The 23,717-nt window shown below is 70.8% G+C and carries 18 protein-coding genes; 9 read left to right on the forward strand and 9 right to left on the reverse strand.

Translation table 11 applies throughout. The annotated features are described in order from the left end of the window. The first annotated feature begins 133 nt into the window (after nt 1-133). Entirely contained in the window at nt 134-886 is a 753-nt protein-coding gene (locus WME75_RS43770) for a hypothetical protein (RefSeq protein ID WP_437483823.1), read from the forward strand. Between the two features lie 190 nt (nt 887-1,076). Here WME75_RS43770 and WME75_RS43775 read toward each other — a convergent pair whose 3' ends face one another. From WME75_RS43775 to WME75_RS43785, 3 genes are read right to left on the reverse strand one after another with little or no spacing between them, the layout of a single operon-like run. Further along, entirely contained in the window at nt 1,077-1,601 is a 525-nt protein-coding gene (locus tag WME75_RS43775) for a hypothetical protein (protein WP_437483826.1), read from the reverse strand. A 4-nt stretch (nt 1,602-1,605) separates the two neighbouring features. Next, nucleotides 1,606-4,122 (reverse strand): RHS repeat-associated core domain-containing protein, encoded by a 2,517-nt coding sequence (locus tag WME75_RS43780; RefSeq protein WP_437495047.1) that lies wholly within the window; start codon nt 4,120-4,122, stop codon nt 1,606-1,608. 8 nt (nt 4,123-4,130) lie between these two features. After that, entirely contained in the window at nt 4,131-5,753 is a 1,623-nt protein-coding gene (locus tag WME75_RS43785) for a PAAR-like domain-containing protein (protein ID WP_437483829.1), read from the reverse strand. A 196-nt stretch (nt 5,754-5,949) separates the two neighbouring features. Between WME75_RS43785 and WME75_RS43790 the strand changes: the two genes are divergently transcribed. From WME75_RS43790 to WME75_RS43810, 5 genes are all read left to right on the forward strand, one after another. Next, the gene (locus WME75_RS43790; RefSeq protein ID WP_437483831.1) at nt 5,950-6,198 is read left to right on the forward strand and encodes a hypothetical protein; all 249 of its coding nucleotides are present in this window, start codon (nt 5,950-5,952) and stop codon (nt 6,196-6,198) included. Continuing rightward, entirely contained in the window at nt 6,191-7,156 is a 966-nt protein-coding gene (locus WME75_RS43795) for a hypothetical protein (protein ID WP_437483834.1), read from the forward strand. Before WME75_RS43790 ends, WME75_RS43795 begins: the two co-directional genes overlap by 8 nt. Nucleotides 7,157-7,283: 127 nt before the next feature. Continuing rightward, nucleotides 7,284-8,168: a DUF3800 domain-containing protein gene (locus WME75_RS43800; RefSeq protein WP_437483837.1), complete on the forward strand. Its 885-nt coding sequence runs from the start codon at nt 7,284-7,286 to the stop codon at nt 8,166-8,168. A gap of 169 nt (nt 8,169-8,337) precedes the next feature. Continuing rightward, complete coding sequence (locus WME75_RS43805) at nt 8,338-9,858, forward strand: N-6 DNA methylase (RefSeq protein ID WP_437483840.1); 1,521 nt, start codon at nt 8,338-8,340, stop codon at nt 9,856-9,858. Between the two features lie 331 nt (nt 9,859-10,189). Further along, nucleotides 10,190-11,398 carry an STAS domain-containing protein gene (locus tag WME75_RS43810; protein ID WP_437483843.1) on the forward strand — a complete coding sequence of 403 codons (1,209 nt, stop codon included), beginning with the start codon at nt 10,190-10,192 and terminating at the stop codon, nt 11,396-11,398. A gap of 166 nt (nt 11,399-11,564) precedes the next feature. Here WME75_RS43810 and WME75_RS43815 read toward each other — a convergent pair whose 3' ends face one another. Continuing rightward, entirely contained in the window at nt 11,565-13,016 is a 1,452-nt protein-coding gene (locus WME75_RS43815; RefSeq protein ID WP_437483846.1) for a type VI secretion system Vgr family protein, read from the reverse strand. Between the two features lie 99 nt (nt 13,017-13,115). Beyond that, a complete protein-coding gene (locus WME75_RS43820) occupies nt 13,116-14,921 on the reverse strand; it encodes a DUF2169 family type VI secretion system accessory protein (RefSeq protein ID WP_437483849.1) in 1,806 nt (601 codons plus the stop codon). 135 nt (nt 14,922-15,056) lie between these two features. Between WME75_RS43820 and WME75_RS43825 the strand changes: the two genes are divergently transcribed. After that, on the forward strand, nt 15,057-15,395 hold the full coding sequence (locus WME75_RS43825; protein WP_437483852.1) for a hypothetical protein: 339 nt from the start codon (nt 15,057-15,059) through the stop codon (nt 15,393-15,395). A 134-nt stretch (nt 15,396-15,529) separates the two neighbouring features. Then, entirely contained in the window at nt 15,530-16,555 is a 1,026-nt protein-coding gene (locus tag WME75_RS43830; RefSeq protein ID WP_437483854.1) for an aminoglycoside phosphotransferase family protein, read from the forward strand. A 25-nt stretch (nt 16,556-16,580) separates the two neighbouring features. Here the strand turns inward: WME75_RS43830 and WME75_RS43835 are convergent, their stop codons facing one another. Further along, nucleotides 16,581-17,945 (reverse strand): hypothetical protein, encoded by a 1,365-nt coding sequence (locus tag WME75_RS43835; RefSeq protein ID WP_437483857.1) that lies wholly within the window; start codon nt 17,943-17,945, stop codon nt 16,581-16,583. 288 nt (nt 17,946-18,233) lie between these two features. Then, entirely contained in the window at nt 18,234-19,697 is a 1,464-nt protein-coding gene (locus tag WME75_RS43840) for a cellulose binding domain-containing protein (RefSeq protein WP_437483859.1), read from the reverse strand. A 717-nt stretch (nt 19,698-20,414) separates the two neighbouring features. Between WME75_RS43840 and WME75_RS43845 the strand changes: the two genes are divergently transcribed. Then, a complete protein-coding gene (locus WME75_RS43845; RefSeq protein ID WP_437483862.1) occupies nt 20,415-21,209 on the forward strand; it encodes an ABC transporter ATP-binding protein in 795 nt (264 codons plus the stop codon). Between the two features lie 120 nt (nt 21,210-21,329). On the opposite strand, the gene WME75_RS43850 is transcribed toward WME75_RS43845, so the two are convergent. Continuing rightward, nucleotides 21,330-22,958, reverse strand: coding sequence for an NAD(P)-binding protein (locus WME75_RS43850; protein WP_437483865.1), 1,629 nt, complete (start codon nt 22,956-22,958; stop codon nt 21,330-21,332). After that, the gene (purN, locus tag WME75_RS43855) at nt 22,955-23,650 is read right to left on the reverse strand and encodes a phosphoribosylglycinamide formyltransferase (protein ID WP_437483868.1); all 696 of its coding nucleotides are present in this window, start codon (nt 23,648-23,650) and stop codon (nt 22,955-22,957) included. The genes WME75_RS43850 and purN overlap by 4 nt, the downstream gene beginning before the upstream one ends. Nucleotides 23,651-23,717: the final 67 nt, after the last annotated feature.

The raw sequence follows: 23,717 nt of genomic DNA on the forward strand, positions 1-23,717 counted from the left end.
TGCCGGCGAGGGCCTCTGGGCTCCTCGCGGGGCCGCGGGTGCCACGCCATCTCGCGGTCAGCTCACCCGAGGGGCACACTTCCGACGGTCGGGGCAGCTCGACGCCGCTGCCGGCGTGGCTATCCTCGGCCGGATGCAATCACTCACGCTGTCCGATCTGAAGCTCGGACTCACCGACCTGCTCGACAAGCGTAAATCGGCGCTCCTGCGCTCCAGCTCCGGCAAGACCTACGAGCCGATGCTCGCGAAGAAGCTGGAGGAGATCTCGGCGCTTCCGCCCGTCGTGATCGGGGGGAAGGCGCTCGCGGCGGAGCTCGAGGAGACCGACGTGGAGCATGACAGCTTCGGCAAGGCGATCTGGCACCTGACCGAGGCGTACCTCCGGCACCCGCAGATCTCGCCGGAGAGCGTCGCTGCGGCGACGCGGATCCGCCGCGCGTTCATCCCTGCGCTGTCCGAGCTCAAGGCGAGCTACGCGGACGAGGCCAGGGCGGCCATCGAGCGCAAGAAGCTCCTCAGGCAGCACAAGGCCGATCTGGAGCGCTTCCCTGTCGCCGACGGGGAGACGCTCCATGACTGGATCATCGGCTTCCTCGACGCCGGCGAGCGGCTCCACTCCATGCTCAGCGATCGCGCCGACGTGAAGGAGACCTCGCGCAAGGGCGCGGGGGCGCTCCGCGCCGCCACGATAGGCCTCCTCTCCCGCCTTCGGGCCGGCCTCACGGACGAGGTCGAGCACAATTCGAAGCTGCCGTCCGACCTCGACGCCCAGGTGTTCGGCTATCTGGACGAGCTCCATATCCCCCGCGCCGCCGCGGCCAGGGTGAAGAAGAAGAGGGCGGTGCCGGAGGCGCCCGCGCCGTCCGCGCCGCCCGAGATCGCCTGAGGGGCCGCGCTCGTCCACGGCCGCTCGGAGTCGGTCTCCGGGCGCCCTGACCCTCTCCCGGGCCCGTTGCCGCTCGCCCTCACTCCTCCACGCGCCGCCGGGCTCTGGCCACCTCCGCGACCAGGCGCCCGTCCTCGTCGTGCGTCGGCTCCCACAGCACCGCCGCGTTTCGTCATCGGTGCTTTCGCCGTCAGATGAAGGGCGATGGTTCCTTGCCTTCGGCCAGCAGCTTCACAAGCCCTGTCTTGGAGAACGAGCACTCAAGAAAGCGCGCCTGCACGGAGAAGTCGACAGGTGGAGTGCCCGGCGCCCCTTCAGCGAGCAACTCGGCCGAGATGCCGAGCCCGAAGCGCTCGAGTTCGCACACAGGTCCCTTCGGCAGCGCCTCGCAGTGCACGAAGGCCTCTGTGCCACGCTTGATCGCGCCTGCCGCCTCGGCCGCTGCGATGCGCGCGCGAAGATCTTCGGAGCCGATCGGTGAGGGCGCGCCTGATGCGAGCGCCGCGATCCGGGCGCGGTCGGCGTAAATCGCCTCGAGACAACGCGCATACTTGAGCAGATCGAGATGGAGCGGCAGATCGCTCTCACGCAGGCATGAGGAGCCGAGTAGATCGACGAGGGCCTGATGCACGAGGTGCCCCGTGAATCGATCGGTGATCGCGTCAGCGTACTGGAATGCTTCTTGGCCGTGCAATATGACATCGGGCTCGTTCATCGGATCAGAATGTCCTTGTCCCCGACGGACCGGGGAGGTTGGGTGGCCCCACGACGAAGCGCGGCGGTGTAGCGCTCCTGTTGATGAAGGGGGAGGTGGGCTTCATGTTGATCAGCCCCGGCGGTCCAACATGGATCTGGCGGTCGGGGGTGATGACGAGCTCGCGGCCCCCCTTGTCGCCCGCGAAGCCGTGCGAGCCATCGCTACAGTCCAGGCGCGTCGCGCCCCACGATTGACCGTGCTGCTCCGCCGCATCGTGGATCTGCTTCACTACCCCCTGGTACATATCCGCCATTTCCCCCGCGGTCGCCCCGTTGTTCCGCGCCGCGACGAGGTGTCCGAGCGCTTCACGGTTCATGTCGCGACCGATGTTGTCCGAACCGACGGGTACATTCAGCGCTGGGCGACACGATAGACCTAACGGATCGACGTCCACGACGGGGGCGCCGCCGAACGCGAACAGGTTGAGCCCGCCTGCGATCCCCAGCGGATCCGGACTGCACCAACCTCCCGTCTCGGGATCGAAGAACCGGAACCGTGTGCAGCAGAGCCCGGTCTCGTCGTCGGCGTACTGCCCCAGCAGCCGGAACGGCGACTCCATGGTGGTCCTGTAGTTGACCACGCTGGTGGAATCGCGCCACACGTCGGCGATCTTGCCCCAGGCCGAGTGCGCCGCCGCCCAGGCGACGAGCCCTCGTGGATCGAGCAGTTCCTTGGGGGTGCCGAGATGGTCGTTGACGTACGTGAGCACGCGCCCGTCCTGCTGCTGGAGCAGCGGCACGAACGTCCCCGGCGCGTGCACGAAGGTCCGCGTCCCCCGCTCGCTGTCGACGTCGGCCGCGAGCACATCCCCGTCCCATACGAATTCCACCCCGCGCGGTCGGCCGCTTGCGGTCGTGCCGATCACCTCCTTGCGCACCCGCCGCCCGAAGGCGTCATAGGTCATGGCGACCCGGGTGCCATCCGGCCGCCGCACCTCGCGCAGCCGGTCGCGGCAGTCCCAGGTGTAGCGGGTCATGTCCTGCTCGGTCGCGGCCCCGCCGTCCGGATGGTTCTCTCGGTAACGCGCCAGCTCGACCTTGGCCGTGCGCCGCCCGCGCGCGTCGACCTCGTAGGCCGCCGTTTCGGTCCTGCGCAGCACGCCGCCGGGCTCCAGCCGCCATGACGGCTGCATCCAGTCCTGTGCTTGCGCCGCCTGCGCCGACAGCCCCAAGTCGTTGCGCTCGGCCAGCTCCTCGATCATGCGGGTGATCGACCCTGCTGGATCATACGTGAACACCTCGCGTCGCGCCCCGCACTGCGCGGATAGCAGCCGATCGACGCGGTCGTATCTGTACGCTGTCGCCCCCCAGCGCGCGTCGTCGATGCGCTCGACGCGCCCGCGCGCATCATAGAGCCACTGCCGCGCCACAAGCACCTTCGGCACCCCCGGCGCCGGCGCCGTCGCGCGTTGCTCGATGAGCCGGTCCATCGTGTCGTAGGTGCTCCGCACCGCGATCGCCGCCGCGCCGTCGTCCTCGCCCAGCTTGCCGCTCGTCCGCTGGATCTCCCGCCCGAGCACGTCGCGCTCGAACGCCACGCGGTGACCGTCGTGCTCGATCGCGCTCAGTGCATCGAGCGCGTCGTACGCATACCGCGTCCTCGCCCCGTCCGGCATCACGCGTTCTGTACGCCGCCCGCGCGCGTCGTAGGCGTACCGCACGGCCTTGTCGCCCTGCCGCTCGCACACGATGCGGCCGAATCCGTCGCGCTCGAACCACGTCTCGATGCGTTGCCCGCCCGCCTCCTCGAGCACGGCCCCGAGCAGCCGCCCCAGCGGGTCGCGCGCATAGGCGATCACGCCGTCCGGCGTTTCGTCGCCCGTCAGGTTCCCTGTGCGGTCGTAGAACAGGTTGCGCCACGTCCTGTCCGCCGCGTGCTCGATGCGCCCAAGCCGCCCCGACGTTCGGTAGCCATAGCGCAGCGTGCGCCCATCGAACGTCTCTTCCTGCGCCACCCGGCCCGCGTCGTCATAGCGGAAGACGTACTTCTCGCCCTTGGGGTTGGTGACGACGTGCAGGCGCTCCTTGCTCGTGTACTCGAATCCCCACACGCCCCCGCCGGGCTCGATCACCTGCGCCAGCACGCCCGTGCCCTGGTAGGCGAGCTGCGTCGTCTGCCCCAGCGCATCCGCCAGGCGCACCGGATTGCCCATGCGATCGTAGGTCGCGACGGCTCTCGTCCCGTCCGGCCGCTCCACGCGGATTGGCCGCCCCATCCGGTCGTACGTCACGCGCGTGGTCCGCCCCAGCGCGTCGGTCTGCGCCACCGGCCGGCCCATCCCGTCGTGCGCGACCACAGTCCGCGCGCCGCGGGCGTCGGTCTCGGCTACCACGTTGTGCCGCGCATCGTGCTCGTAACCGAAGAGCTGGCCGTCGTGCCCGTACACGCCCGTGACGCGCCCGCGCGGGTCGCGCGCGAATGAGTACGCCTCGCCGGTCGGAAACAGCACCGCGCTCACCTCGCCGCGCGCGTCGCGCATCACCTGGGTCACCAGCCCCTCGGGACCGATCTGCCGCACGACCAGGTCGCCCTCGACCTCCCACCGCGTCTCGTTGCCGAGCGCGTCCACCTCGCGGATGGCGTTGCCGCGCGCGTCGTACCAGGTCTGCACGCCCTCGCCCGCGCCGTTGGTCTCCGCGACAAGGGCGCGTCGTCGTCATAAGCCCGCTCCCACAGCACCGTCCCGTCGGGCAGCGCCGCGCGCGTCACGAGGCCGTCGGCGTTCCAGGCGTACACGCGCGGCTCCTCGGCGCGGATCTCGGTCGTCCTCGCCCGCTCGTCGCGGCGGAGCTCGACCTCGTGGAGCCCGCCCCGCCCGCCGGTCTTCCGGCAACGGTAGCCGTCGCGGTCCTCGTAGGCGTACCAGAACCGCTCGCCGTTCTTCAGCGTAGTCGCCGTCATCCGGTGGCGGACGTCGACCTCGTACGCCTCCACGCCGCCCATCGCGTCGACCGCCGCGATCAGGCATCCCGCGCGGTCGTAACGGTACTCGACCCACTGCTCCAGCCGCCGCTCCGCCCACAGCTCCAGGCGCGTGATCCGCCCCTTCTCCCATCGCACCTTGAGCTCTCGCCCCGCCGTGTCGACCATCCGGACGAGCCGCTCGCCCTCATCGTAGCTCAGCCGGATCTCATTGCCGTGGACATCCCGGATCGCACGCAAAAGCGCCTTCGCCGATCCGCCCTCCGCCGCGAACACTCGCACGTGCCGCGTGTCGAGCTCCACCACGCGGTACTCCCGCGCGCCGTCGCGATGGAGCTCCAGCCGCTCGCGCCGGTGGAATGTCCTCTCGCCGGGCTCCACCTTGTCGAACCAGATCCACCGCCCTTCGCCGTCCCGCAGCGCGAGGACTCGCTCTCCCTCTTCGACCCACTGATCGTACGTTAAGGCCCACCCAGGCCCCAGCGCCGCGTCTCGCTCCTCGTGACGCGACGAGCGGTAGTGCCGCGCCCACACGAGCGGGATCCTCCCCGAGGCCGCGATGTCCGTCGCCGCGTCGACGACCGCGCCGTCCGTCACGTCGACCGGGTGCCCCTCGGTTGTGCACTGGTCCACCGGCGGCGACGACGACTTCCCCGCCTTCGCCCCCTTGTGGCTGCCCCCGCCGCCGCCTCCTCCACCGCCGCCCGGCGCGCTGGGCCCGCGTCCGCCCGGCGCGCCCGCGCCGCCGCCACCCCCGCCGCCGCCCGCGCCCCCGGCGCCGCCGGCCCCGCTCGCGCTCGCCCCGGCGCCGGCGGTGACCGACTTGTTCATCTGCCCCATGCTGCCGGTGATCCCGGCCATCCCGAGCTCGATGAGCACGTTGGGCGCCCCGAGCCACGGGAAGCACGGACCGCCCGTGTTGAGGCTCAACATCTCCTTCAACGTGCCCGGCTCGTTGCCGTGACACGCCTTCATGCACCCGCCGACCGTCAGGATCTTCTTTCCTTCGATCTTCGTCCGCATCGGCGGATCGATGACCCCTTCGGCCACCGTGCCCATCGTGGGGTAGGGGATCGGCAGCGGGCTCGGCGCCGCCGGCGTCGTGCACACGCTCACCGCCATGCCCGTCATCTGGTGGCCCGATCCCTCGTGGACCGTGTCCAGCCCGAGCGCCGTCACCTTCCCCATGACCGGGCATCATCGCGTGTAATCTCGCACACCGTCAAGGCGACAGTCCCCTGGCGCCCCTGCCGCGGGCGGTGCGTCCCGGCTCCGTTATCCTACCGGCGTATCTTCCCTGCAGCTTCGCTGCCGAAGCGCCGTGTGCCGACACACAAGCATCGACGCCGCCCTGCTGCCTTCGTTACGCTCCCCAATCCAGCCCATGACTCGCCCTGAAGATGCCGCACGGAAGACCATCGACGACGCGCTGACCGCTGCCGGCGTCCTGAAGCACGCCTTCGAGGGCAAGCTCGTCCCGCAAGAGCCGAACGACGAGCCGGCGAGCGCCTTGCTGGACCGGATCCGCACTGCGCGCGCGCAAGCATCCGCCGCGAACGGCTCGGGCAGGACCTCCCGCAGGGGCCGCGCTAAGGTGCTCCAGGCCGACGACGGAGGGCTCGACGATGGGTAAACGATCCAGGACCACGAAGCGCGCCGCGTCCGGCGGGCAGCTCGACGGCGCGCGGCACGTGATCCGTTTCACGGGCGAGGACGTCGCGGCGCAGCGCGCCCCGTTTCTGCGCGATCTGCTCGACATCCTCGTTGACGGAGCTCAGCAGGCGACGCGCCTGCATGTCGACGGCCGCAGCACCGCGCCGGGTACGCCGCCGGCCTGGCTGGAAGACGCGGTGGCGTTCGAGGTCGAGCAGATCCAGGAGCGGGAAATCGTCCTGCGCGCTCCCTCGCTCGAGGACGCGCTGTCGCAACGTGCCCGGCAACTTGGCCTCTTCGCGGCCGCCGAGCCGAGCCGCTCGTGCCTCGACTACCTCGAGGACAGCCTCGACGACGCCCTCGCCGGGCGCGAGGACAGCGATCGTTACGATCGGCCGCTCATGGCCACCCTCGAAGGGCTCGGCCGCCTGTTCCGCCATGGCGTGGACAGCATCGAGCTGGTCAACGGCCGGACACTCCGTGTCGATCGGCGAGGCGTCGAGGCGATCCGCGCGCTGCGCCAGCGAACGCCGGAGGATCGACGCATCGCGGTCGGCGGCAAGCTCGACGCGATCCGCCGCAGCGATCGCTCCTTCACGCTCGTCCTCACCTCGGGCGAGACCCTGCGAGGCCTCGCCGCCGAGTCGGTGGATCCAGCGGCTCTCGCGCGGCTCTTCGGCCAGCCGGCGATTGTCTCCGGGTTCGCCAAGTTCCGCCCGTCCGGCAAGGTGCTGCGCGTCGAGGCCGAGCGCATCGACCCGGCGACGGGCGATGTTGCGGCCTGGTCGACGATGCCGCGGCCTCTCGACATGCCGGCGCACCTGCACAGGTTCCATGTGCCGCAGGGGCCCGGCTCCGGCGTCGCAGCGATCCTCGGTGCTATTCCGATGGATGACACCGAGGAGGAATTCCAGGCGGCGATCGAGGAGCTCTCGTGACACTGTCGGAGGGGCCGGTCGTCCCGCTCGAGAAAATCCGGACCCGCGCCGCCACTGCCGCCTCGGCCTCGGCTCGCGCACCACGTCGAAGGTCACAGCGTATTGCGGCGGAGCCTGCGGAGAAGCAATGAGCTACATCCTCTTCCTCGACGAGAGCGGCCATGATCACAAGACCATGCCGTACGAGGTCCGCGGCGGCGTGATTCTGCACGCGAGCAAGCTCTGGCCGTTCGTGCAGGGAATGCGCCGGCTGGAGATGACCTCCTTCGGCGCGACGCTCGCCTCGGTCGGCTCGGAGCTGAAGGGGCATCGGCTGCTCGACAAGAACCGCTTCAAGTGGGCCCGGCAGGGGCCGACGATGGACGACGCGGCCAGGCAAAAGCACGCGCACGCGTTCCTTCAGAAGGGGCCGCAAAAACACCAGCCGACAAGAGACGAGTTCACGGCCTACGGGCAGGCTTGCCTGGCCATGGCGCATGGCACCTTCCAGCTCCTCCGTGATCAAGGCGCCAGCATCATCGCCATCGCGATCCCGCGCAACTCGCCGAAGCCGCCTGCCGACCTCTCGGAGATCCTGCGCAAGGATCAGGTGTTCTTGCTGGAGCGCTACTTCTACTTCCTTCAGGCGCGGAAGGAGACCGGCTTGGTCGTGCTCGACCAGACCGATAAGTCAGATGACCGGCGCCTCGTTCGACGGGTCGAGCGGTATTTCGAGGAGACCGTGACTGGCAGGCACCGAGCGGCGTACGTGGTGCCATCGCCCTTTTTCGTCTCCTCGGACATGGCATACCCGGTACAAGCAGCCGATATCTGTATTTACTGTATCAACTGGGGATACCGTATGCCTGATCGTGGCATGGATGCTCCCACTCGGGACGAGATCGCAACGGAGTTCGGCGATTGGATCGACGACCTCGAATTTTGCGGAACGGGGAGACGGCACGGCAAGACGTTCAACGTCGACGGCATCACCTACGTCCCGGACCTCTATCAGTCCCGCCGCAGGACGTAAGAACGTCGCCTGCGAGGATCACAAAATGGAAAAAAGAGGCAATGCCTCGGAGCTGCCGAAGCACCTCCTTGGCCGAGCCTCCGAGGGTCATCATGCAACACCTTCCCCTGCCGCGTCAAGTGGACAAGCAGACCCATCTGGAGCAGCGTCCCGCGAGCCGAGACACCCAATGAGCAACCCCTCCGCTCAGATCGTCCAGAAGCTCTGGTCCTACTGCAATGTCCTGCGCGACGACGGCCTGTCCTACGGCGACTACGTCGAGCAGCTCACGTTCCTCCTGTTCCTGAAGATGGCGCACGAGCGCACGCAGCCGCCGTGGAACCACAAGCCGTTCATCCCGGCCGGTAACGACTGGCCCGCGCTGCTCGCCAGGGACGGCGACGCGCTCGAGGTCCAGTACAGAAAGACGCTGGACCACCTCGGCCGGCAGCCGGGCATGCTCGGGCTCATCTTCCGCAAGGCGCAGAACAAGATCCAGGATCCGGCGAAGCTGCGCCGCCTCGTCGCGGATCTCATCGACCGCGAGCAGTGGACGACGCTCGACGCCGACGTGAAGGGCGACGCCTACGAGGGGCTCCTCGAGAAGAACGCGCAGGACACCAAGGGCGGCGCGGGCCAGTACTTCACGCCGCGCCCGCTGATCCAGGCCATCGTCGAGGTCATGCGCCCGGGGCCCGACGACACGATCTGCGACCCGGCCTGCGGCACGGGCGGCTTCCTGCTCGCGGCGCACGACCGCATCGTCCGGACGCACCCGAGCCTGACCCGCGACCAGAAGAAGCACCTGAAGCTCGGCGCGCTTCGCGGCGTGGAGCTGGTCCCCGGCGTGACCCGCCTGTGCGCGATGAACCTGCTCCTCCACGGCATCGGGCCGAGCGCCGACGAGGGGCAGCCGCCAATCGAGACCCGGGACAGCCTCTCCGCCGATCCGGCCTCCCGCTACTCCATGGTCCTGACGAACCCGCCGTTCGGGAAGAAGTCGAGCGTGATGGTCCTCACGGAGGAGGGCGACGAGGGCCGCGAGGCGCTCACGGTCACCCGCGAGGACTTCTGGGCGACGACGAGCAACAAGCAGCTCAACTTCGTCCAGCATGTGAAGACCCTTCTCGCGATCCACGGACGCGCCGCCGTGGTGGTCCCCGACAACGTGCTCTTCGAGGGCGGGGCAGGGGAGACGATCCGACGCAAGCTGCTCCACGACTGCGACGTCCATACGCTGCTCCGGCTTCCCACAGGCATCTTCTATGCGCAGGGCGTGAAGGCGAACGTGCTCTTCTTCGACAAGAAGCCCGCCAGCGAGAAGCCGTGGACCAAGAAGCTATGGGTCTACGACCTCCGCACGAACCAGCACTTCACGCTGAAGACCAACCCGCTCTCGCGCGCTGATCTCGACGACTTCGTCGCTTGCTACAAGCCCGGCGAGCTGCACAAGCGGCGGGCGACGTCGTCGGAGAAGAACCCGACCGGGCAGTGGCGAGCCTACGAGTACGCGGAGCTGATCGCCCGGGACAAGTGCAGCCTCGATGTCTTCTGGCTGAAGGACGAGAGCCTGGAGGACTCCGAGAACCTCCCGGCGCCCGACGTGATCGCCGGGGAGATCGTGGAGGACCTGCGGGCCGCCCTGGAGCAGTTCGAGGCGGTGGAGGCCGACCTGAGGGCGCGAGCGTCCGCCGGGAGCACCTCGCCGTGATGAGCTCCCTGCGCGCCGACCTCTGATCTTCCTCCCGACGCGGGAGGTCCTCGCGATGTTCGCGTCTCGCTGGTCGGCGACATCCTTCTCGATCTGGGGAAGCGCGGCGTGCAGATCACCTCTGCGCCGCTCCTGTCCACGTAAGTCGAATAACCATCGCTCGCAGCCCACCTTGCTCTCATGCGCCGGCGAGCTGGCCCGCCATCTCGCCGCGTAAGCCGGCACGCTGAAGCCGCGCGCCTTCTCATGCGAATCGCCCGGTAGCCCTTCCCCCGTGTGCTTCGTCCACGTTATGTTTCCCCTTCTCTGCACTCGAGGAGATGTGGCACGAATGGAATCTTCCCCCGGCGCGTTGATCGGCGAGTATTTCGCCCGTTCTCCGGATCTGCTCTTCATCACCTCGGCTGACGGAGCGCTGCTCCATGGGAGCGGCGGGTTGCGTGAGGCGCTGGGCCCCGGGGCGGACAGCGGCACGCTCCTCGCGGATCTCGCGCATCCGGACGATCGCGCCGCGCTCTCGGCGGCCTGGTCGGCGCTCCTCGGGTCGGATGAGCCCGTCTCCTTCAGCGCCCGCCTGCGCGACGGCGGCGGGTCCTACCGGCGCCTGACCTGCAGCGCCCGACGGTCGTCCGATCGCAGCGCCGTCCTCGGCTCGCTCCGGGCCGAGCCCGCGGCCGCCGCGGTCGAGCCGGCAGTCGACAAGGAGGAGCTGAAGACGCTCCGGCTCAAGGCGCGCATCCTCGACGGCATCGCCGAGCACGTGGATCCCGTGACGATATGGGCGCTCGACCGCGACGGGATCTACGTCTATCACCAGGGCAAGGCGGTCGCGAAGGCCGGGTTCAAGCCGGGGCAGCACGTCGGGCACAGCTTGTTGGACATCTATGGGGCCTCCATAGACGCCGCTGCGCTGCGGCAATGGTACGACGGCCAGGTACGCCGCGGCCGCGGCGAGGCGCACGGCGCCGACTGGGACAACTGGCTCATCCCGCTCCGCAGCGAGCCTGGCGAGCGCGTCGACGGCGTGCTCGGGGTGTCGCTCGACGTGTCGGACTCCAGGCTCGTCGAGAAGGAGCTACGCGTCCAGCTCGACCAGATCGCGGCGCAGCAGAAGGTGATCCGCGATCTCTCCACGCCGATCATCGAGGTCTGGGACGGCGTGCTCACGCTCCCCATGGTCGGCACCGTCGACAGCGTCCGCACCGCCGAGGTCATGGACAGCTTGCTGCAGCAGATCGTCGAGAAGCGGGCGAGCTTCGCCATCCTCGATCTCACCGGCGTCGAGGTCGTCGACACAAAGGTCGCGAGCCACCTCATCGAGCTCATCACCGCGATCCGGCTCCTCGGCGCGGACGGCATCGTCGCCGGCATCAAGCCGACCGTCGCCCAGACCATGGTCGCCCTCGGGCTCGATCTCTCGCAGCTCAACACGCAGCGCAACCTGCGCGCCGCGCTCAACTACGCCATCCGGACCATGATGCGCGCCCAGGGCGCCGCCCTCGCCGCCAGCCCGGCGCCCGGCAAGCAGCGGGTCCTCTGAACGTCGCCCCCGCCGGCACGGGTCGTGGGGTCATTTGAACATGAAGGCGGGAAGGCGGGGGAGAAGATCATCAATGATCTTCCCGCCTCCTCGCCTTCATGTGACATCTCTACTGGGCAAATGCCCCCACCACCCCGGCGCGTCCGCCCGGGGCTCGGCGCGCGGCTCACTCGTCCACGAGATCGAAGACGATGCCGCCCTGGGTCTTGATCCGATGGGTCGACCGGTTGGCGCTGTTCACCGGAGAGGGCGTCAGCGGGTTGGGCGCGGCGCCCACGATCACCGGCCGATCGGGATCGCCGTTCACGAAGGCGATGAGCACCTCGGTCCCCGGCTTGAGCGGGAAATGCGTGCCGTAGTTCGCGCCGGCGTGGTTCTGGAGCATGCGCACCGGCCTGGACGAGATGCCGCCGGCCGCCCCCGTGTCGAACAGGAAGCGGATCAGGTACCTGCCCTGATCGTCGATCTGCGCGTCGTTGCTCCCGCCGCCCGGCCCCGCGTCCACCATCCCCGTGACCACGCCGCTGATCCGGGGGACCGGCGTGATGCGCGGCGGCCGATACGTGTTCTTGCTCGGGATCGCCCGGAAGGAGTTCACGTAGCGCTGGGGCGCATCACCCCCGCCGCGGCCGCCGGCGGCCTGCGTCGCGCGGTGCTCCACCTCGACGAAGAGCAGGTCGAGCGGCTCCAGGTTCGGGTGCTCCTCCAGCATCGACCGCGCGCCCGCGCCGAGCGCGCACACCGCGCTCCTGCCCGTGTAGACGAGCTGCGTCGCCTGCCGCTCCTCGGCCCGGATCTGCGCCAGCTCCTTGCCCTCCCCCGGCGTCTTGTAGTGCCCGCCGAACTCGATCACGCCGCCCGCATACCCGGCGGGCAGGACGTGCTCCGACGTCAGATCGAGCATCGGTTGCCGGTAGTTGTAGTCGCGGGCCACATACACGCTCGGCACGAGCCGCGCTCTCGCCGCGATCTCGAAGACGTCCCGGGTCTCCCCGCGCTCGCGGAAACGGACGGACTCGGCCCCGGCCGTGGGCTTGAACCCGCTGGCGCCGTCGGTGAAGACCATCGTGTCCTGGCCGTCCTGGTGCTCGAAGAAGAAGCTGATCCCGACGTGCTCGGCCAGGCGGCAGATGAAGGCGAAATCGGTCTCCTGGTACTGCACGACGAACTCCCGCGGCGCGTAGGTGCCCATCAGCCTGAAATCGACGTCGCTCCCGCTCAGGCCCACGAGCTCTAGCTTCTGCTGGATGAGCTCCGGCACGGCCTTGTGCATCGAGATCTCGGTGGTCTCGACAAGCGTCAGCCGGTGGGCGCGCGGGACGATGTGCAGCCGGTACGCGCGGTGATCGAGCAGCGTCGCGAGGTGATCGTGCACCTCGGCGACCATGCCGTGGATGCGCCGCAGCTCGACCCCGTTCTGCTCGAAGACGATCGCGACGGCCTCGCCGGTGAAGGTCTGCCCGTCGACCGCGGCCTCGTTCGGACAGGCGACCTCGACGTCGAACGCGAAGAGCTGCGAGATGGCCTCGCGGCCCGACAGGCTGTTGAGCTGGAGGACGTCGGACGAGAAGCCGGCGAGCTCGAGTCGAATGTCTAGCGAATCGGATTGAGTGGTCATCGTCGCAGCTCCATCCATCGTGCTGTGGGGGTGGATCTCCCGCCTCAGGGCGCGCCGCGCCGGGGCGTCCGGCGCGCTCGGAGAGCCCCCGTTCGCGAGCTATCGTTTGCGGTCGAACCGTTCGTAAAGGCTCCTTCTCAATGAAGGTGACGGGGTGGGCAGCGCCGGGCGCTCCGGCGGAGGAGGCGGCGGCGGCCGGGGCGGCGGGGCCGCCGGCGGCTCGTCCGGCTCGAAGGACCGCGGCGGCGAGGCGCTGATCTCGGGCCTCGCCGGCGGAGGAGGCGGCGGCTCCGGCGCCAGCGCGGGCTCCGGCGCCAGCGCGGGCTCCGGCGCCAGCGCGATCTCCGCTGCTTCCGTGCGCGCGGGCGCGGGCTCCAGGTCGACCGCCGGCGCCGCGGGGCCGGAGCTCCCGGGCGCGCCGGCGCGCGCGTCCCAGTCGTCCTCGAACGAGAGCGCGAGCGTGCCCGAGCTCATGCGCTCATCGGCCGTGATCGGCTCACGGTCGATCCTCGACGGAGGCAGCGCGGCGCCCGGAGGCGCCGGCTGGAACGGCAGCGCAGGCTGGTCCGCCGCGCCGTCGTCCTGACCGGGCAGCAAGGCCAGCGTCGTGACCGGAGACCCCTCCGGGCCTTCCGCCGAGGAGAGCGAGAGCGTCCCGGTGTCGAACCGGGGCGCCGGCGCCCCCGCGCCCGCCGCGTGCACGACGATGTCGCCGGGAGAGGGCCCAGGACGAAACGGCGTCGCCGCCCGGACGAAGGCAGCCACCGCCGCGCCGCCGTCCGAGAGGCTCATCGTGCGCGCCCCGGCGGGCGGAGCGGTCTGGGTCGCGCCGAGACCGCCGGTGTCGTCGCCGTCGCCGCCCGCCCCTCGCGCGCGGCCAGCCGCGTCGCCCGCCCGGGCGGGGGCTCCGGCGCCCAGGTCGGCCGGCCTCTCGGGCCACTCGAGCGGCTCTCCGGGCAGCTCGACCCCCGCCACGATGGAGGCCGCCGCGAGCGCAGCCTCGTCCGGCACGGCGAAGCTGCCCCGGAAGACGAGGGTGCACCGCTGCTCGTCGCCGTCGATGCGCAGCGTGTCCGCGCTCAGATCGAGCGGGGTCCCCTCGCTCACGCCGAAGGCCGAGAGGCCGTGAATGCGCGCGCGGCCGCGCGCCTCGGGCAGCCGCGTCCGGAGGCGCGGCAGCGTGGGGTGCAGCCCCTGGAGCTCGATCCACTCCCCGCCGCGCAGGGTGCGCACCCGCTGATCGGGCGGCGCCGCCTGGTAATACGCCCACGCGAAGGCGTCGGGGATCTCGGCGATGGCGGCCTCGAGCGCCTTGCGCGGGGTGGCGCCGAGCAGCCGCTTGCGCGCCGGCCAGGCGCGCGCGATCGGGCCGAAGCCGGCCGCGCGCGCCGGCTGGAGAGGATCGATGACGTTCGCCTCGGGATCGGACGGGTCGCCCGTGGCCCGCACGCCGAGGAAGTTCTCCTGATCGTTCTCCCCGCGGAGCGCCCGCTCGTACACGAGCGGCATCCGCTGGAACCCGGCCCTGTCCTGGACGAGGAGCTCCTTGTCAAGGAGGACCTCGCTCTCGTCGGAGATCGTGAGTCGCACAGGCAGGGAGTGCACAGGCGCGCCGGGCGGCGGCGCGTGGGCGTGACCCGTGAAGAGCACGTCGGCGTGCTCCAGGTGCGGGGCCAGATCGCTCGTGAGCCGGACGCTCCGCCCCGGGTTGTTGCCGTGATGCACCTCCCCGGGGAGGATCTTCTGCGGCTCGACCCTCGGCATCTCGGCGTCCGCCGCGAAGGCGAAGGTGGCCTTGACGATCACGGTGATGCGGAGCTCGCCCCGGCACCGCCAGGCCACCGAGGTCGCTGCTGCTCCGTTCAGCGGCGTGACCCTCTCCGGCGCGGTCGTGCTGTTCGCCATTGCGCCGGTTTATAGCACAGCCGCCGTCACGGCCCGGACCGATCGCGCGCCGCGCGGCCGCATCCAGCCGATCTGCCGAGACGGCGGAGCGCAACAACTTGCCGCCGCACGGTGACCATGGCACCCACGGCAATCATGAAGCTGGCTGGAACCGCTCGTGCGGTGGCATCGGCGCTCGCCGTCCTCGCCATGATTGGCTCGTTCGGCTGCGACACGGTGGCCACGCTCGTGGCGCCCGCAGTCCCGGTGGTCATCGAGAAGGCGACCGCGCCCGGGGAGCCGGCCGCGCCCGAGGATCCGGCCGCGCCCGAGCCGCCCGAGAGCCGGAAATGCTGCTTCCGGAGCGGCGAGAGCGTCGCGAAGGTGTGCGAGAGCCAGGAGCGCTGCTGTTCGGGCAGGTACGACCGCAGCGCGTGCGAGGACTCGGGCGGGCTCTGGTTCCAGAGCGCCGACGGCTGCGCCGGCGCCTGCTGAGGCGCGCGGGGGCGGTCACGTCACGGCGCCGGGGGGCGATCGCGCCGTACGCCGGGGGGCGATCGCGCCGTGCGCCGGGGGTGATTGCGCCGTGAAGGCTGGCGCTCGTGTCGCCTGCCGGCGTACGAAGGGGCGTGCGCGAGCTCGACCCCGACGCCCTGCACCGGCTCGTCCAGCGGGCCACGGGCCATGTGCCGTCGTCGCTGGTCCCGCTGCGCGGCGGCGTGTCGGGCCGGCGTTACCTGCGCGTCGTCACGCCGGCCGGCACGGCGGTCGCGATGTTCGCGCCGAGCGAGGAGGGGGAGGGCACGGCGGCCGGCGCCGCTGCTCCGCGGTGGCCGTTCGTGGAGGTGCGCGCGCTGCTGCGCGAGCGCGGCGTCCGGGTGCCGGCGCTGCTCGCGGAGGACTGCGAGCGCGGCCTGCTCCTCCTCGAGGACCTCGGGGACCGGACGCTCTCCGCCTTCGTCGAGCGCGAGCCCGCCCGTCGCGCCGAGGTCTACGCCCTGGCGGTGCGCGATCTCGCCCGGGCGCAGCGGGCGCTCGCGGCGCTCCCGCGCGGCTCGACCGTCGACGCCTGCGCGCTCGACGCGACGCTGCTGCGCTGGGAGCTCGACCATTTCCGGGCGTGGGCGCTCGACGCGCGCGGGCTCCGGCTCGATGACGCCGCGCGGACCGAGTTCGACGCGCTCGCGGATCGCCTCGCCCGGCGCATCGCCGCGTGGCCGCGTGGCTTCGTCCACCGCGACTTCCAGAGCCGCAACCTGATGATCGTGGACGCGCCGGGCGGGGGCCTCGAGGTCGCCTGGCTCGACTTCCAGGACGCCCTGCTCGGCCCGCGCGTCTACGATCTGGCGACGCTCCTCAACGACAGCTTCCAGGACCTCGATCGACGGTTCGTCGAGGCGCGGCTCGACGACTACGCGGCGGCCGCCTCGCTCGATCGGCCGGCGCGCGACGCGCTCGGCCGGGAGTTCGAGCTTGTCACGGTCCAGCGCAAGCTCAAGGACGCCGGGCGCTTCGTCTTCATCGACCGCATCGGCGCGGATCCGAGCTACCTGCGCTACGTCGAGCCCGCGCTGGCGAGGGCGCGCGCGGCGCTCTCGCGGCTCGGCGACGATGGGGACATGCGCGCGCTGGCGCGGCTCATCGCGGCGGCGTGAGGGGAGAGTTGAACGCAAAGTCGCATCAGAGGTCCGACTCCTCGAGGAAGCGCTGGAGGAACGTGACCGCGCTCGGCTCTCCGGCCCTCGGAAGGCCGCCGAACACCGCGAACTGGTGCCATACCCAGGCGGCGTTCAGATAGGCGTCCTTCTCGCTCTCCTCGAGCGAGGAGCACACGTGATCCCAGCGCGGGTTCACCCCGGGGAGATAGCCGCTCTTGTCGGGCGGCAGGCTCGAGAGGCGCGCCACGTCCGCGTTGCCCGAAAGCCTCCGCCGGATCGCCGCGTTCGCGTCGAGCTGGTGCCCGCCGGTCATCCGCAGCCGGCGCGAGGCGTCGCCGCTGTACCAGCGGAGGAGCGTGGCCTCGCTCCTGGCGACGCCGCGGGCGTCGAACGCGAACACCTCGCTCACCCGTCCCAGGTTGGCGGCCAGCGCCTGCCACAGGGGTAGCCCGCCGGCGCTGAAGCCCGCGAGCCCCAGCTTCCCGAGCCGCGCCCCGCCCGGCCCGATCCCGATCTTCTGCGCGCCCCCCAGGAAGCGGAGCGCCGCCTCGGCGAAGCCGGGCAGGCTCGCGGTCGTCGCGGCGCCGAAGCTCGTCCCGCTCGGCCACGGGTGCAGCATGACCACCGCCTTGCCGCTCGCGGCGAGCGCCTCCTCGAAGCCGCAGCGGAGATAGACCCAGCGGGACTCATCGCGCGGATCGCGCGCGAACACGTCGCGCGCCCAGAAAGAGGCGTCCGGATCCGGGTCGGGCCCGAGCAGGTATCGATTCAGCCCGAACATCTCGTGGCGCTGGTCGACCCGGGTATAGGCGTACCCTTCCGGCCGGTAGAACACGAGGGCCGAGACCCCGCCGTCCGGCGGCGCCCTGCAGGCCTCCGGGATGCTCGCGAACCAGATCTTCGGCTCTCCCGCGGTGGCGCCGAGGGCCACGAGCTCGGTGCCGGGCTGGTGCTCGCGCTGGTACTCGTCCGTGTACCTCGCGTAGGCCATCCAGAACGGGGTGATATCGACGAAATCGGTCCTGATCTGCGCGAGCGCGAGGCCCGGCGTCGACTGCACGTCGACGAGCGGGTGCGCTTGCCCGAGCGCCGGGTCCGGGGCGGGGCCGAGCGACGTCCCCCCGCCGGCGACGTCGAAGGCCTGCGCGACCGACAGGACCTCTTCCTGCAGGGCGGGGACGTCCTCGAAGGCGTTGAAGGCCGCGGAGAAGCGCGCCTTGAGCGCGACGCGCGCCGCGCCGGCGGGGATCGCGAACTCGCGCAGCCCCGGGCCCGCGGCGGCGAGGGGCAGCGGCGCGTCGTCGGCCGTCGCCTGCACCTCGGAGAGCGCATCCGGCAGCAGCGGGCTGCCCGCGTTGCGCCAGGTGACCCGGAGCGTCAGCGGCATGCGGCGCTCCGGACCGGACGACGCGCGCGCGGGGCGGCGGCGTGGGCGGACGTGGCCGGGCCGTTGCCGGCGAGGAGACAGCGCTGCGGGGCGGGGGGCACGGTGCGCCGAGGATACCAAAAGGCGCGGGGCGCCGGAGAGCGCAACGGGGAGCGGGAGGAGAAGAGGGGAGTCCGGAGAGGCTGCCGCCTCTCCGTGTCGCTCGGCGCATCGATGCGGGCTGGAGCGCCGCGCCGCCGAGAGGCTCTGCTCGCCTCGTCGGCTGGCGCGTCGCTCGTCGATCAGGGTTCAGCGCGAGCCGTTCGCGCAGTACCCGAACGAGAGACCCGCTCCAGCGCTGACCTTGGCGCTCCAGCCCGATCCGACGAACACGAAGTCGCTGCCCGTCGTGGTGCCGCTGGCGCTCCAGACGTCGCGGAGGGTGGCCCCCTTCGAGGGCACGTACGCCTTCCACGTGACGTTGGAGCCCGTCGTCGTCACGGTGACGTTGTTGCAGTAGCCGCCCGTCCACGTCGAGTTGGGGGTGATGGTGACACTCACGTTGCTGGGCTCGGCGCGCACGCCGCCCGTGCTTGTGCCGCCGCCGGAGCCGCCGGAGCCGCTGCTGCTGGAGCTGCTGCTGGAGCTGGAGCTGCTGCTACCACCCGAGCCGCCGGAGCCGCTGCTGCTGGAGCTGCTGCTGCTGGAGCTGGAACTGCTGCTGGAGCTGCTGCTGCTGGAGCTGCTGCTGCTGCCGCCCTTCACGCGGGCGATGAAGCTGTCGTAGCCGGCGACGTCGCCCGTCTGCGACAGCATGACGATCGCGACGCCCATGTCGACGGCCTTGGCGACGTTGCTCTCGTTGAGCCAGGTGGAGTCGACGTTGATCGGGCCGCCGCCGAACGTGTACGCGTCGACGATGACGAGCGGCAGGCTGAGCGCGCGCGTGATGTCGCGGTAAGTGAAGTTGTCGATCTTGCCCTCGGTGAACGGGAACTGCTTGCCGGTGAGGCCGACGTACTTGACCACGCTGCGGTCCCAGCCGTCGTAGAAGTCGCTGACCGACGACGCCCACCGGGTGGCCGACGGGCTGAACCACGGGCTGAAGTCGATGACCACCTTGCACGAGGGGCAGCCCGACTTGATGGCGCCGAGGATCTGGTTGATGTAGTCGTCGGACTCCGTCTCCGTGAGCGCGTTCTGCTGCGCCGTCTGCGAGAACTGGTACCAGTCCGGCTCGATGTGGATCAGCGGCTCGACCGACCTCCCGCCGAGGGCCGTGTTGATCCCCTGCGCCGCCTGCTTGTACTTGGTCACCATCGCGCCGATGTTGGAGCGCACGTACGCCGCGCCCCGCTGGCACAGCGGCGCGCCGGCGTCGCCGTCGCAGTCGCGGTCGGACCCGAGCCCCTTCTTGGTCATGTCCGTGGCAATGTAGCCGAAGAAGTACGGCGTCTTACCCTTGCTGACGATCTGCGAGAGCTTGCTCTGATGTGTGTTGGTGAAGCCGCCCGACATCAACCAGTCGCCGACGGCGACCACATCGACATTCGCCGGCCCGGACTGGGGCGGCGACCAGGTCTGGCTCCACTGGGGAGCGACGCCGAAGCGCATCTGCGATGCCGCCGCGGCCGCCGCTGCCTCATCGGCGAAAATCTCGTTCTCTTCCGAGCCGCTGGAGCCGTCGTCCGCGACGACGATGCACCCGCCGAGGACGGCGAGCACGCACGACACCGCCCCAGCACCGAAAAGCGAACCCTTGATCTTCGTCATTATATCAATCTCCAAGTGGCCGAGCGGCACGGCGCCGCGTCGGATTTTTTCACTCCCGAGCGCCAGCATCAGCTTGGCGCGGGGCACTTGTTGAACGTGCTCAGGGTAACTGCAACGGCCGGGCCATCGTCTCTCGAGATCGGTAAATGCCGATTCATGGGCAGATTTCCGACGGTGCCTGTCTGCGAGAAGATGGTGAGTGACCGATGGAGTGGATCGCCGAACCGGGGCACGGGTGATCCACCACGAATCACCCGATTCCACCGCCAAAAATACAGGAAAACGGAGGGAAAACTTGGGGCGAGGCGCGGGCAAGATGTGGCCGAAACGCTGAATGCGCGCATCGGGGATCACGAGTCATGCGCTCGGCGTGATTCACGCTCGCGAGCGCCCGCCGACTCACCGGGCCACGAGCGAATCTCGCGCAGCAAGAGCAGCAAGAGCAACGAGAGCAGAAATTTCCGCGATGCAAGCCTGTCTGGCGCAGCCTGGTAAGAAAAATCGAGCGCAGGAAGCCCGAAGCCCGAAGCCCGAAGCCTGAGCCGCATGAGGCACGAAGGCACGACGTGCTGTCCGACATACCCCGACATGCGAGACGATGTGCTGATTGTCAAAAGTGCTTGAATCGCTGGTTTCGATGACTAGGATGTATGTCTTTTATCCAGAGGAGCGCTCCAGTAGTCTGCGTCGCATGTACGCGAACTGTGGAGTGAAGCGATGAGCTCGCCCGCGCTCATCGAGATCGAGGACGCCGAGGTGTACCGCGGCGATACGCGCGTCTTCGAGGGGCTGTCGCTGCGCATCGAGCAGGGGGAGAGCACCGCGATCCTCGGGCCCAACGGGGCCGGGAAGTCGACGTTGCTCAGGCTGCTCTCGCGGGAGATCTACCCGGTCCACCGCGAGGGCTCGGGCGTGCGGATCCTCGGGCGCGAGAGGTGGGATGTCTTCGCGCTCCGGCGCCGGCTGGGGCTCGTGTCGTACGAGCTCCAGATGGCCTATCCGCGGGAGGTGCGGGGCCTCGACGTGGTGCTCTCCGGCTTCTTCGCGAGCGCCGGGCTGCACGAGCACGAGCCGCCGACGGGCGCGCAGCGCGGGCGGGCCGAGGCGGTGCTCCGCGAGCTCGGCGTGGCGCACCTCGGCGACAAGCCCATCGCGGAGATGTCCGCCGGCGAGCAGCGGCGCTGCCTGCTCGGGCGCGCGCTCGTGCACGACCCGGAGGCGCTGGTGCTCGACGAGCCGACCACGAGCCTCGACCTGAAAGCCGCGTTCGAGCTCGTCGACCTGTTCAGGCGCCTCGTGCGGCACGGCAAGACGCTGATCCTCGTGACGCACCACGTGCACGAGATCCCGCCGGAGATCGAGCGGGTCGTCCTGCTCAGGAAAGGCCGCGTCTTCGCCGACGGCCCGAAGCGCGAGGCGCTGACCGACGACAACCTGTCGCGCCTGTTCGACGTGCCGCTCTCCGTGGTCGAGCGCGACGGATTCTTCCAGGTCTTTCCCCGATCCTCCTGAGATACGGAGCCCCGGAGACATCGAGTCTCACCTCGATCCGCGGTGCTCCCCCTCTGCGCCCTCGGTGCCTCTGTGGCTCCTTCTCTACAGAAAGCCAGGGACAGCCCGGGCGACGCGGCGCTATCCGATCTCCACCTTGCTCCACATGTCTCGCCGCATCCGCTCCTTCCGCCGGTCGGTCCGGGTCACGAGCCGCGCCGCGCCCCAGGCGGCGAGCAGCTGGCCCTCCTGGCCGAGGCCGGGCAGCACGCTGCGGCCGACGAGCAGCGTCCGCTCGATGGGACCGCGGATCGGCTCGCCCGCCAGCCCGAGGTAGCCGGGCGGGTCGACCTCGAGCTGGCGCACCATCGGCTCCGCGCCCGGGGCGGCGCCCTTCAGCAGGGCCCGCTCGACAAGGCGGCGGCGCTGGCCGTCGTAGAGCCACACGGGCAGGCCGTCGTGCACCGAGTCGACAACCACGAGGTGGCGCTCGAGGAAGGGGAGCTCGGCCGTGAGCGCGTCGAGCACCGCCTGGCGCGCCTCGAGCAACGAGAGCGGGCTCCGGTCGGCGAGCAGGATCTCCGCCACGAGCAGCGTGTCGGTCGAGGGCGGCGGGAGATCGCAGCGCTGGAGGTGGATCACGGGGCGCCCCGGCCCGGCCGGCCGCGTGGGGCGCGGCGAGCTCGGCCGGCCCCCGGAGGCGTCGCCCGGCGCGCGGGGGGGCGGCGGCACGAGCGAGCGGCCGGCGGGCACGGACTGGAAGGGGAGCAGGAGCGTCTCGGGGCCGAGCGGCTCGGGCAAGCCCTCGCGGCGCACGATGAGCGACACGACGAAGCGGCCGACCGAGGAGGTGATGCGCGGCCACTCGCGCAGCGCGCGCTTGTGGATGCCCTCGCCGCCCGAGAGGCTCGCGAGCGTCTCGCCATCCATGTCGGTGATCACGAAGCTGCTGCCGTTCGGGTGATCGTCGCCGTCGAGGAGGACCCCCGCCGCGGTGCCGCGCCGGACGTGGACCGACGCGGCGCGCTCGTCGAGGAGACAGCGGCCGCCGTGGGCGAGGATGCGCTCGACGAGGAACTCCTCGATCTCCTCCTCGCCGCGCGGGACCATCATCAGCCCGCGCGTCCACGCCCCGTGCAGGCGCGCCACCGCGAAGGGGGGCGGGAGCGCCGAGAGATCCGTGGCGAAGAGGACGGACTGCGTGACGATCGAGCGGAACAGGTGGCCGCGCGGGAACTCGACGAGCAGGTCGGCGTCGGGCTCGGCGCGCGCGTAGGGGAGCATGGCGGCGTAGCGCGCGGTCTCGCGCCGCTCCCAGAACGTGCCCGGCGGCCAGAGGGCGTCGTGCGAGAACGCGTCGTCGGCGGCGCCGTTGACGTGGGCGAGCTCGGCGTAGAGCTCGTCGACGACGCGCCGGAGCTCGGGGAACTCGCGGTCGATCTCGCGGCCGAAGAGGACCATGTCGGGCGGCACGTCGAGGCGCCGGCGCGGCGCGACGACCTGCAGCATGGGCATGGCCGGGACGATGCGGCGCTTCCACGTCTGCGACTGGGCGAGCTCGACGAGGAAGCGGCGCCACGCCGGCGAGGGCTCGGCGAGCATGGTGAAGGCGCGCCGGCGGAGGACGTGCTGGTCGAGGCGGTAAGTGGGCGGGCGCTCGCCGTGCCCGACGACCATCACCGTGAAGTCGCGCCGCGCGAGGAGCGCCGCGGCGGTGAGCGCGCCGATGGAGCGGCCGAGGACGATGACGTCGTAGTGCTTGTGGATCACGCCCCTTCCCCGACCGGCTCGGGCGCGCGGCCGCCCTGAGCGAACCCGAGCGCGGTGTCGACGCCGGCGATCGTCGCGCGCGCCCGCCCGCCGGGCGCGGCGGACGGCGCGATCTGGAGGCGCCCCTCGGCGAGCCACGAGAGCGCGCGGACGAGCAGGGCGTGCTCCTGGACGAGGATGCGCGCGGCGAGGGCGTCGCGGTCGTCGCCCTCGAGGACGGGGACGGCGGCCTGCGCGAGGATGGGCCCGGTGTCGGTGCCGGCGTCCACGAGGTGGACGGTGCAGCCGGTGATGCGCACGCCGTGATCGAGCGCCTGCTGCTGGGCATCCACGCCGGGGAAGGAGGGCAGGAGCGAGGGGTGGATGTTGACGACCCGGTGCGGGAAGGCGTCGAGGAAGGTCGTCGTGAGCAGGCGCATGAAGCCGGCGAGGACGACCCAGGTCGCGCCCGCCTCGCGGAGGGCCGCGACGGCGGCGGCGTCGAAGCCGTCGCGATCGGTGAACTCCTGGTGCGGGAGGACGCGCGTCGGGATGCCGGCGCGCTCGGCGCGCGCGAGGCCCTCCACGCCCGGCCGGTTGGAGATGACGAGCCGCACGCGGGCGTCGAGGCGGCCGGCGGCGATCGCGTCGAGGATCGCCTGGAGGTTGGAGCCGCGGCCGGAGATGAGGACGCCAAGGTCGAGGGAGGGCATGGGGGGCAGATACTACGGCCGGGGCGGGCGCGGGAGAGATCCGGGGCGGCAGCGGCCGTCCGGCTCC

The sequence above is a fragment of the Sorangium sp. So ce1014 genome (assembly GCF_051521505.1).
GTDB lineage: Bacteria > Myxococcota_A > Polyangia > Polyangiales > Polyangiaceae > Sorangium.

Excerpts from the sequence above, each read along its gene's own strand:
- WME75_RS43770 (WP_437483823.1), top strand. The coding sequence starts at position 134 with ATGCAATCACTCACGCTGTCCGATCTGAAGCTCGGACTCACCGACCTG.
- WME75_RS43775 (WP_437483826.1), bottom strand. The coding sequence starts at position 1,601 with ATGAACGAGCCCGATGTCATATTGCACGGCCAAGAAGCATTCCAGTAC.
- WME75_RS43780 (WP_437495047.1), bottom strand. The coding sequence starts at position 4,122 with ATGCGCGACGCGCGCGGCGAGGTGAGCGCGGTGCTGTTTCCGACCGGC.
- WME75_RS43785 (WP_437483829.1), bottom strand. The coding sequence starts at position 5,753 with ATGGGGAAGGTGACGGCGCTCGGGCTGGACACGGTCCACGAGGGATCG.
- WME75_RS43790 (WP_437483831.1), top strand. The coding sequence starts at position 5,950 with ATGACTCGCCCTGAAGATGCCGCACGGAAGACCATCGACGACGCGCTG.
- WME75_RS43795 (WP_437483834.1), top strand. The coding sequence starts at position 6,191 with ATGGGTAAACGATCCAGGACCACGAAGCGCGCCGCGTCCGGCGGGCAG.
- WME75_RS43800 (WP_437483837.1), top strand. The coding sequence starts at position 7,284 with ATGAGCTACATCCTCTTCCTCGACGAGAGCGGCCATGATCACAAGACC.
- WME75_RS43805 (WP_437483840.1), top strand. The coding sequence starts at position 8,338 with ATGAGCAACCCCTCCGCTCAGATCGTCCAGAAGCTCTGGTCCTACTGC.
- WME75_RS43810 (WP_437483843.1), top strand. The coding sequence starts at position 10,190 with ATGGAATCTTCCCCCGGCGCGTTGATCGGCGAGTATTTCGCCCGTTCT.
- WME75_RS43815 (WP_437483846.1), bottom strand. The coding sequence starts at position 13,016 with ATGACCACTCAATCCGATTCGCTAGACATTCGACTCGAGCTCGCCGGC.
- WME75_RS43820 (WP_437483849.1), bottom strand. The coding sequence starts at position 14,921 with ATGGCGAACAGCACGACCGCGCCGGAGAGGGTCACGCCGCTGAACGGA.
- WME75_RS43825 (WP_437483852.1), top strand. The coding sequence starts at position 15,057 with ATGAAGCTGGCTGGAACCGCTCGTGCGGTGGCATCGGCGCTCGCCGTC.
- WME75_RS43835 (WP_437483857.1), bottom strand. The coding sequence starts at position 17,945 with ATGCCGCTGACGCTCCGGGTCACCTGGCGCAACGCGGGCAGCCCGCTG.
- WME75_RS43840 (WP_437483859.1), bottom strand. The coding sequence starts at position 19,697 with ATGACGAAGATCAAGGGTTCGCTTTTCGGTGCTGGGGCGGTGTCGTGC.
- WME75_RS43845 (WP_437483862.1), top strand. The coding sequence starts at position 20,415 with ATGAGCTCGCCCGCGCTCATCGAGATCGAGGACGCCGAGGTGTACCGC.
- purN (WP_437483868.1), bottom strand. The coding sequence starts at position 23,650 with ATGCCCTCCCTCGACCTTGGCGTCCTCATCTCCGGCCGCGGCTCCAAC.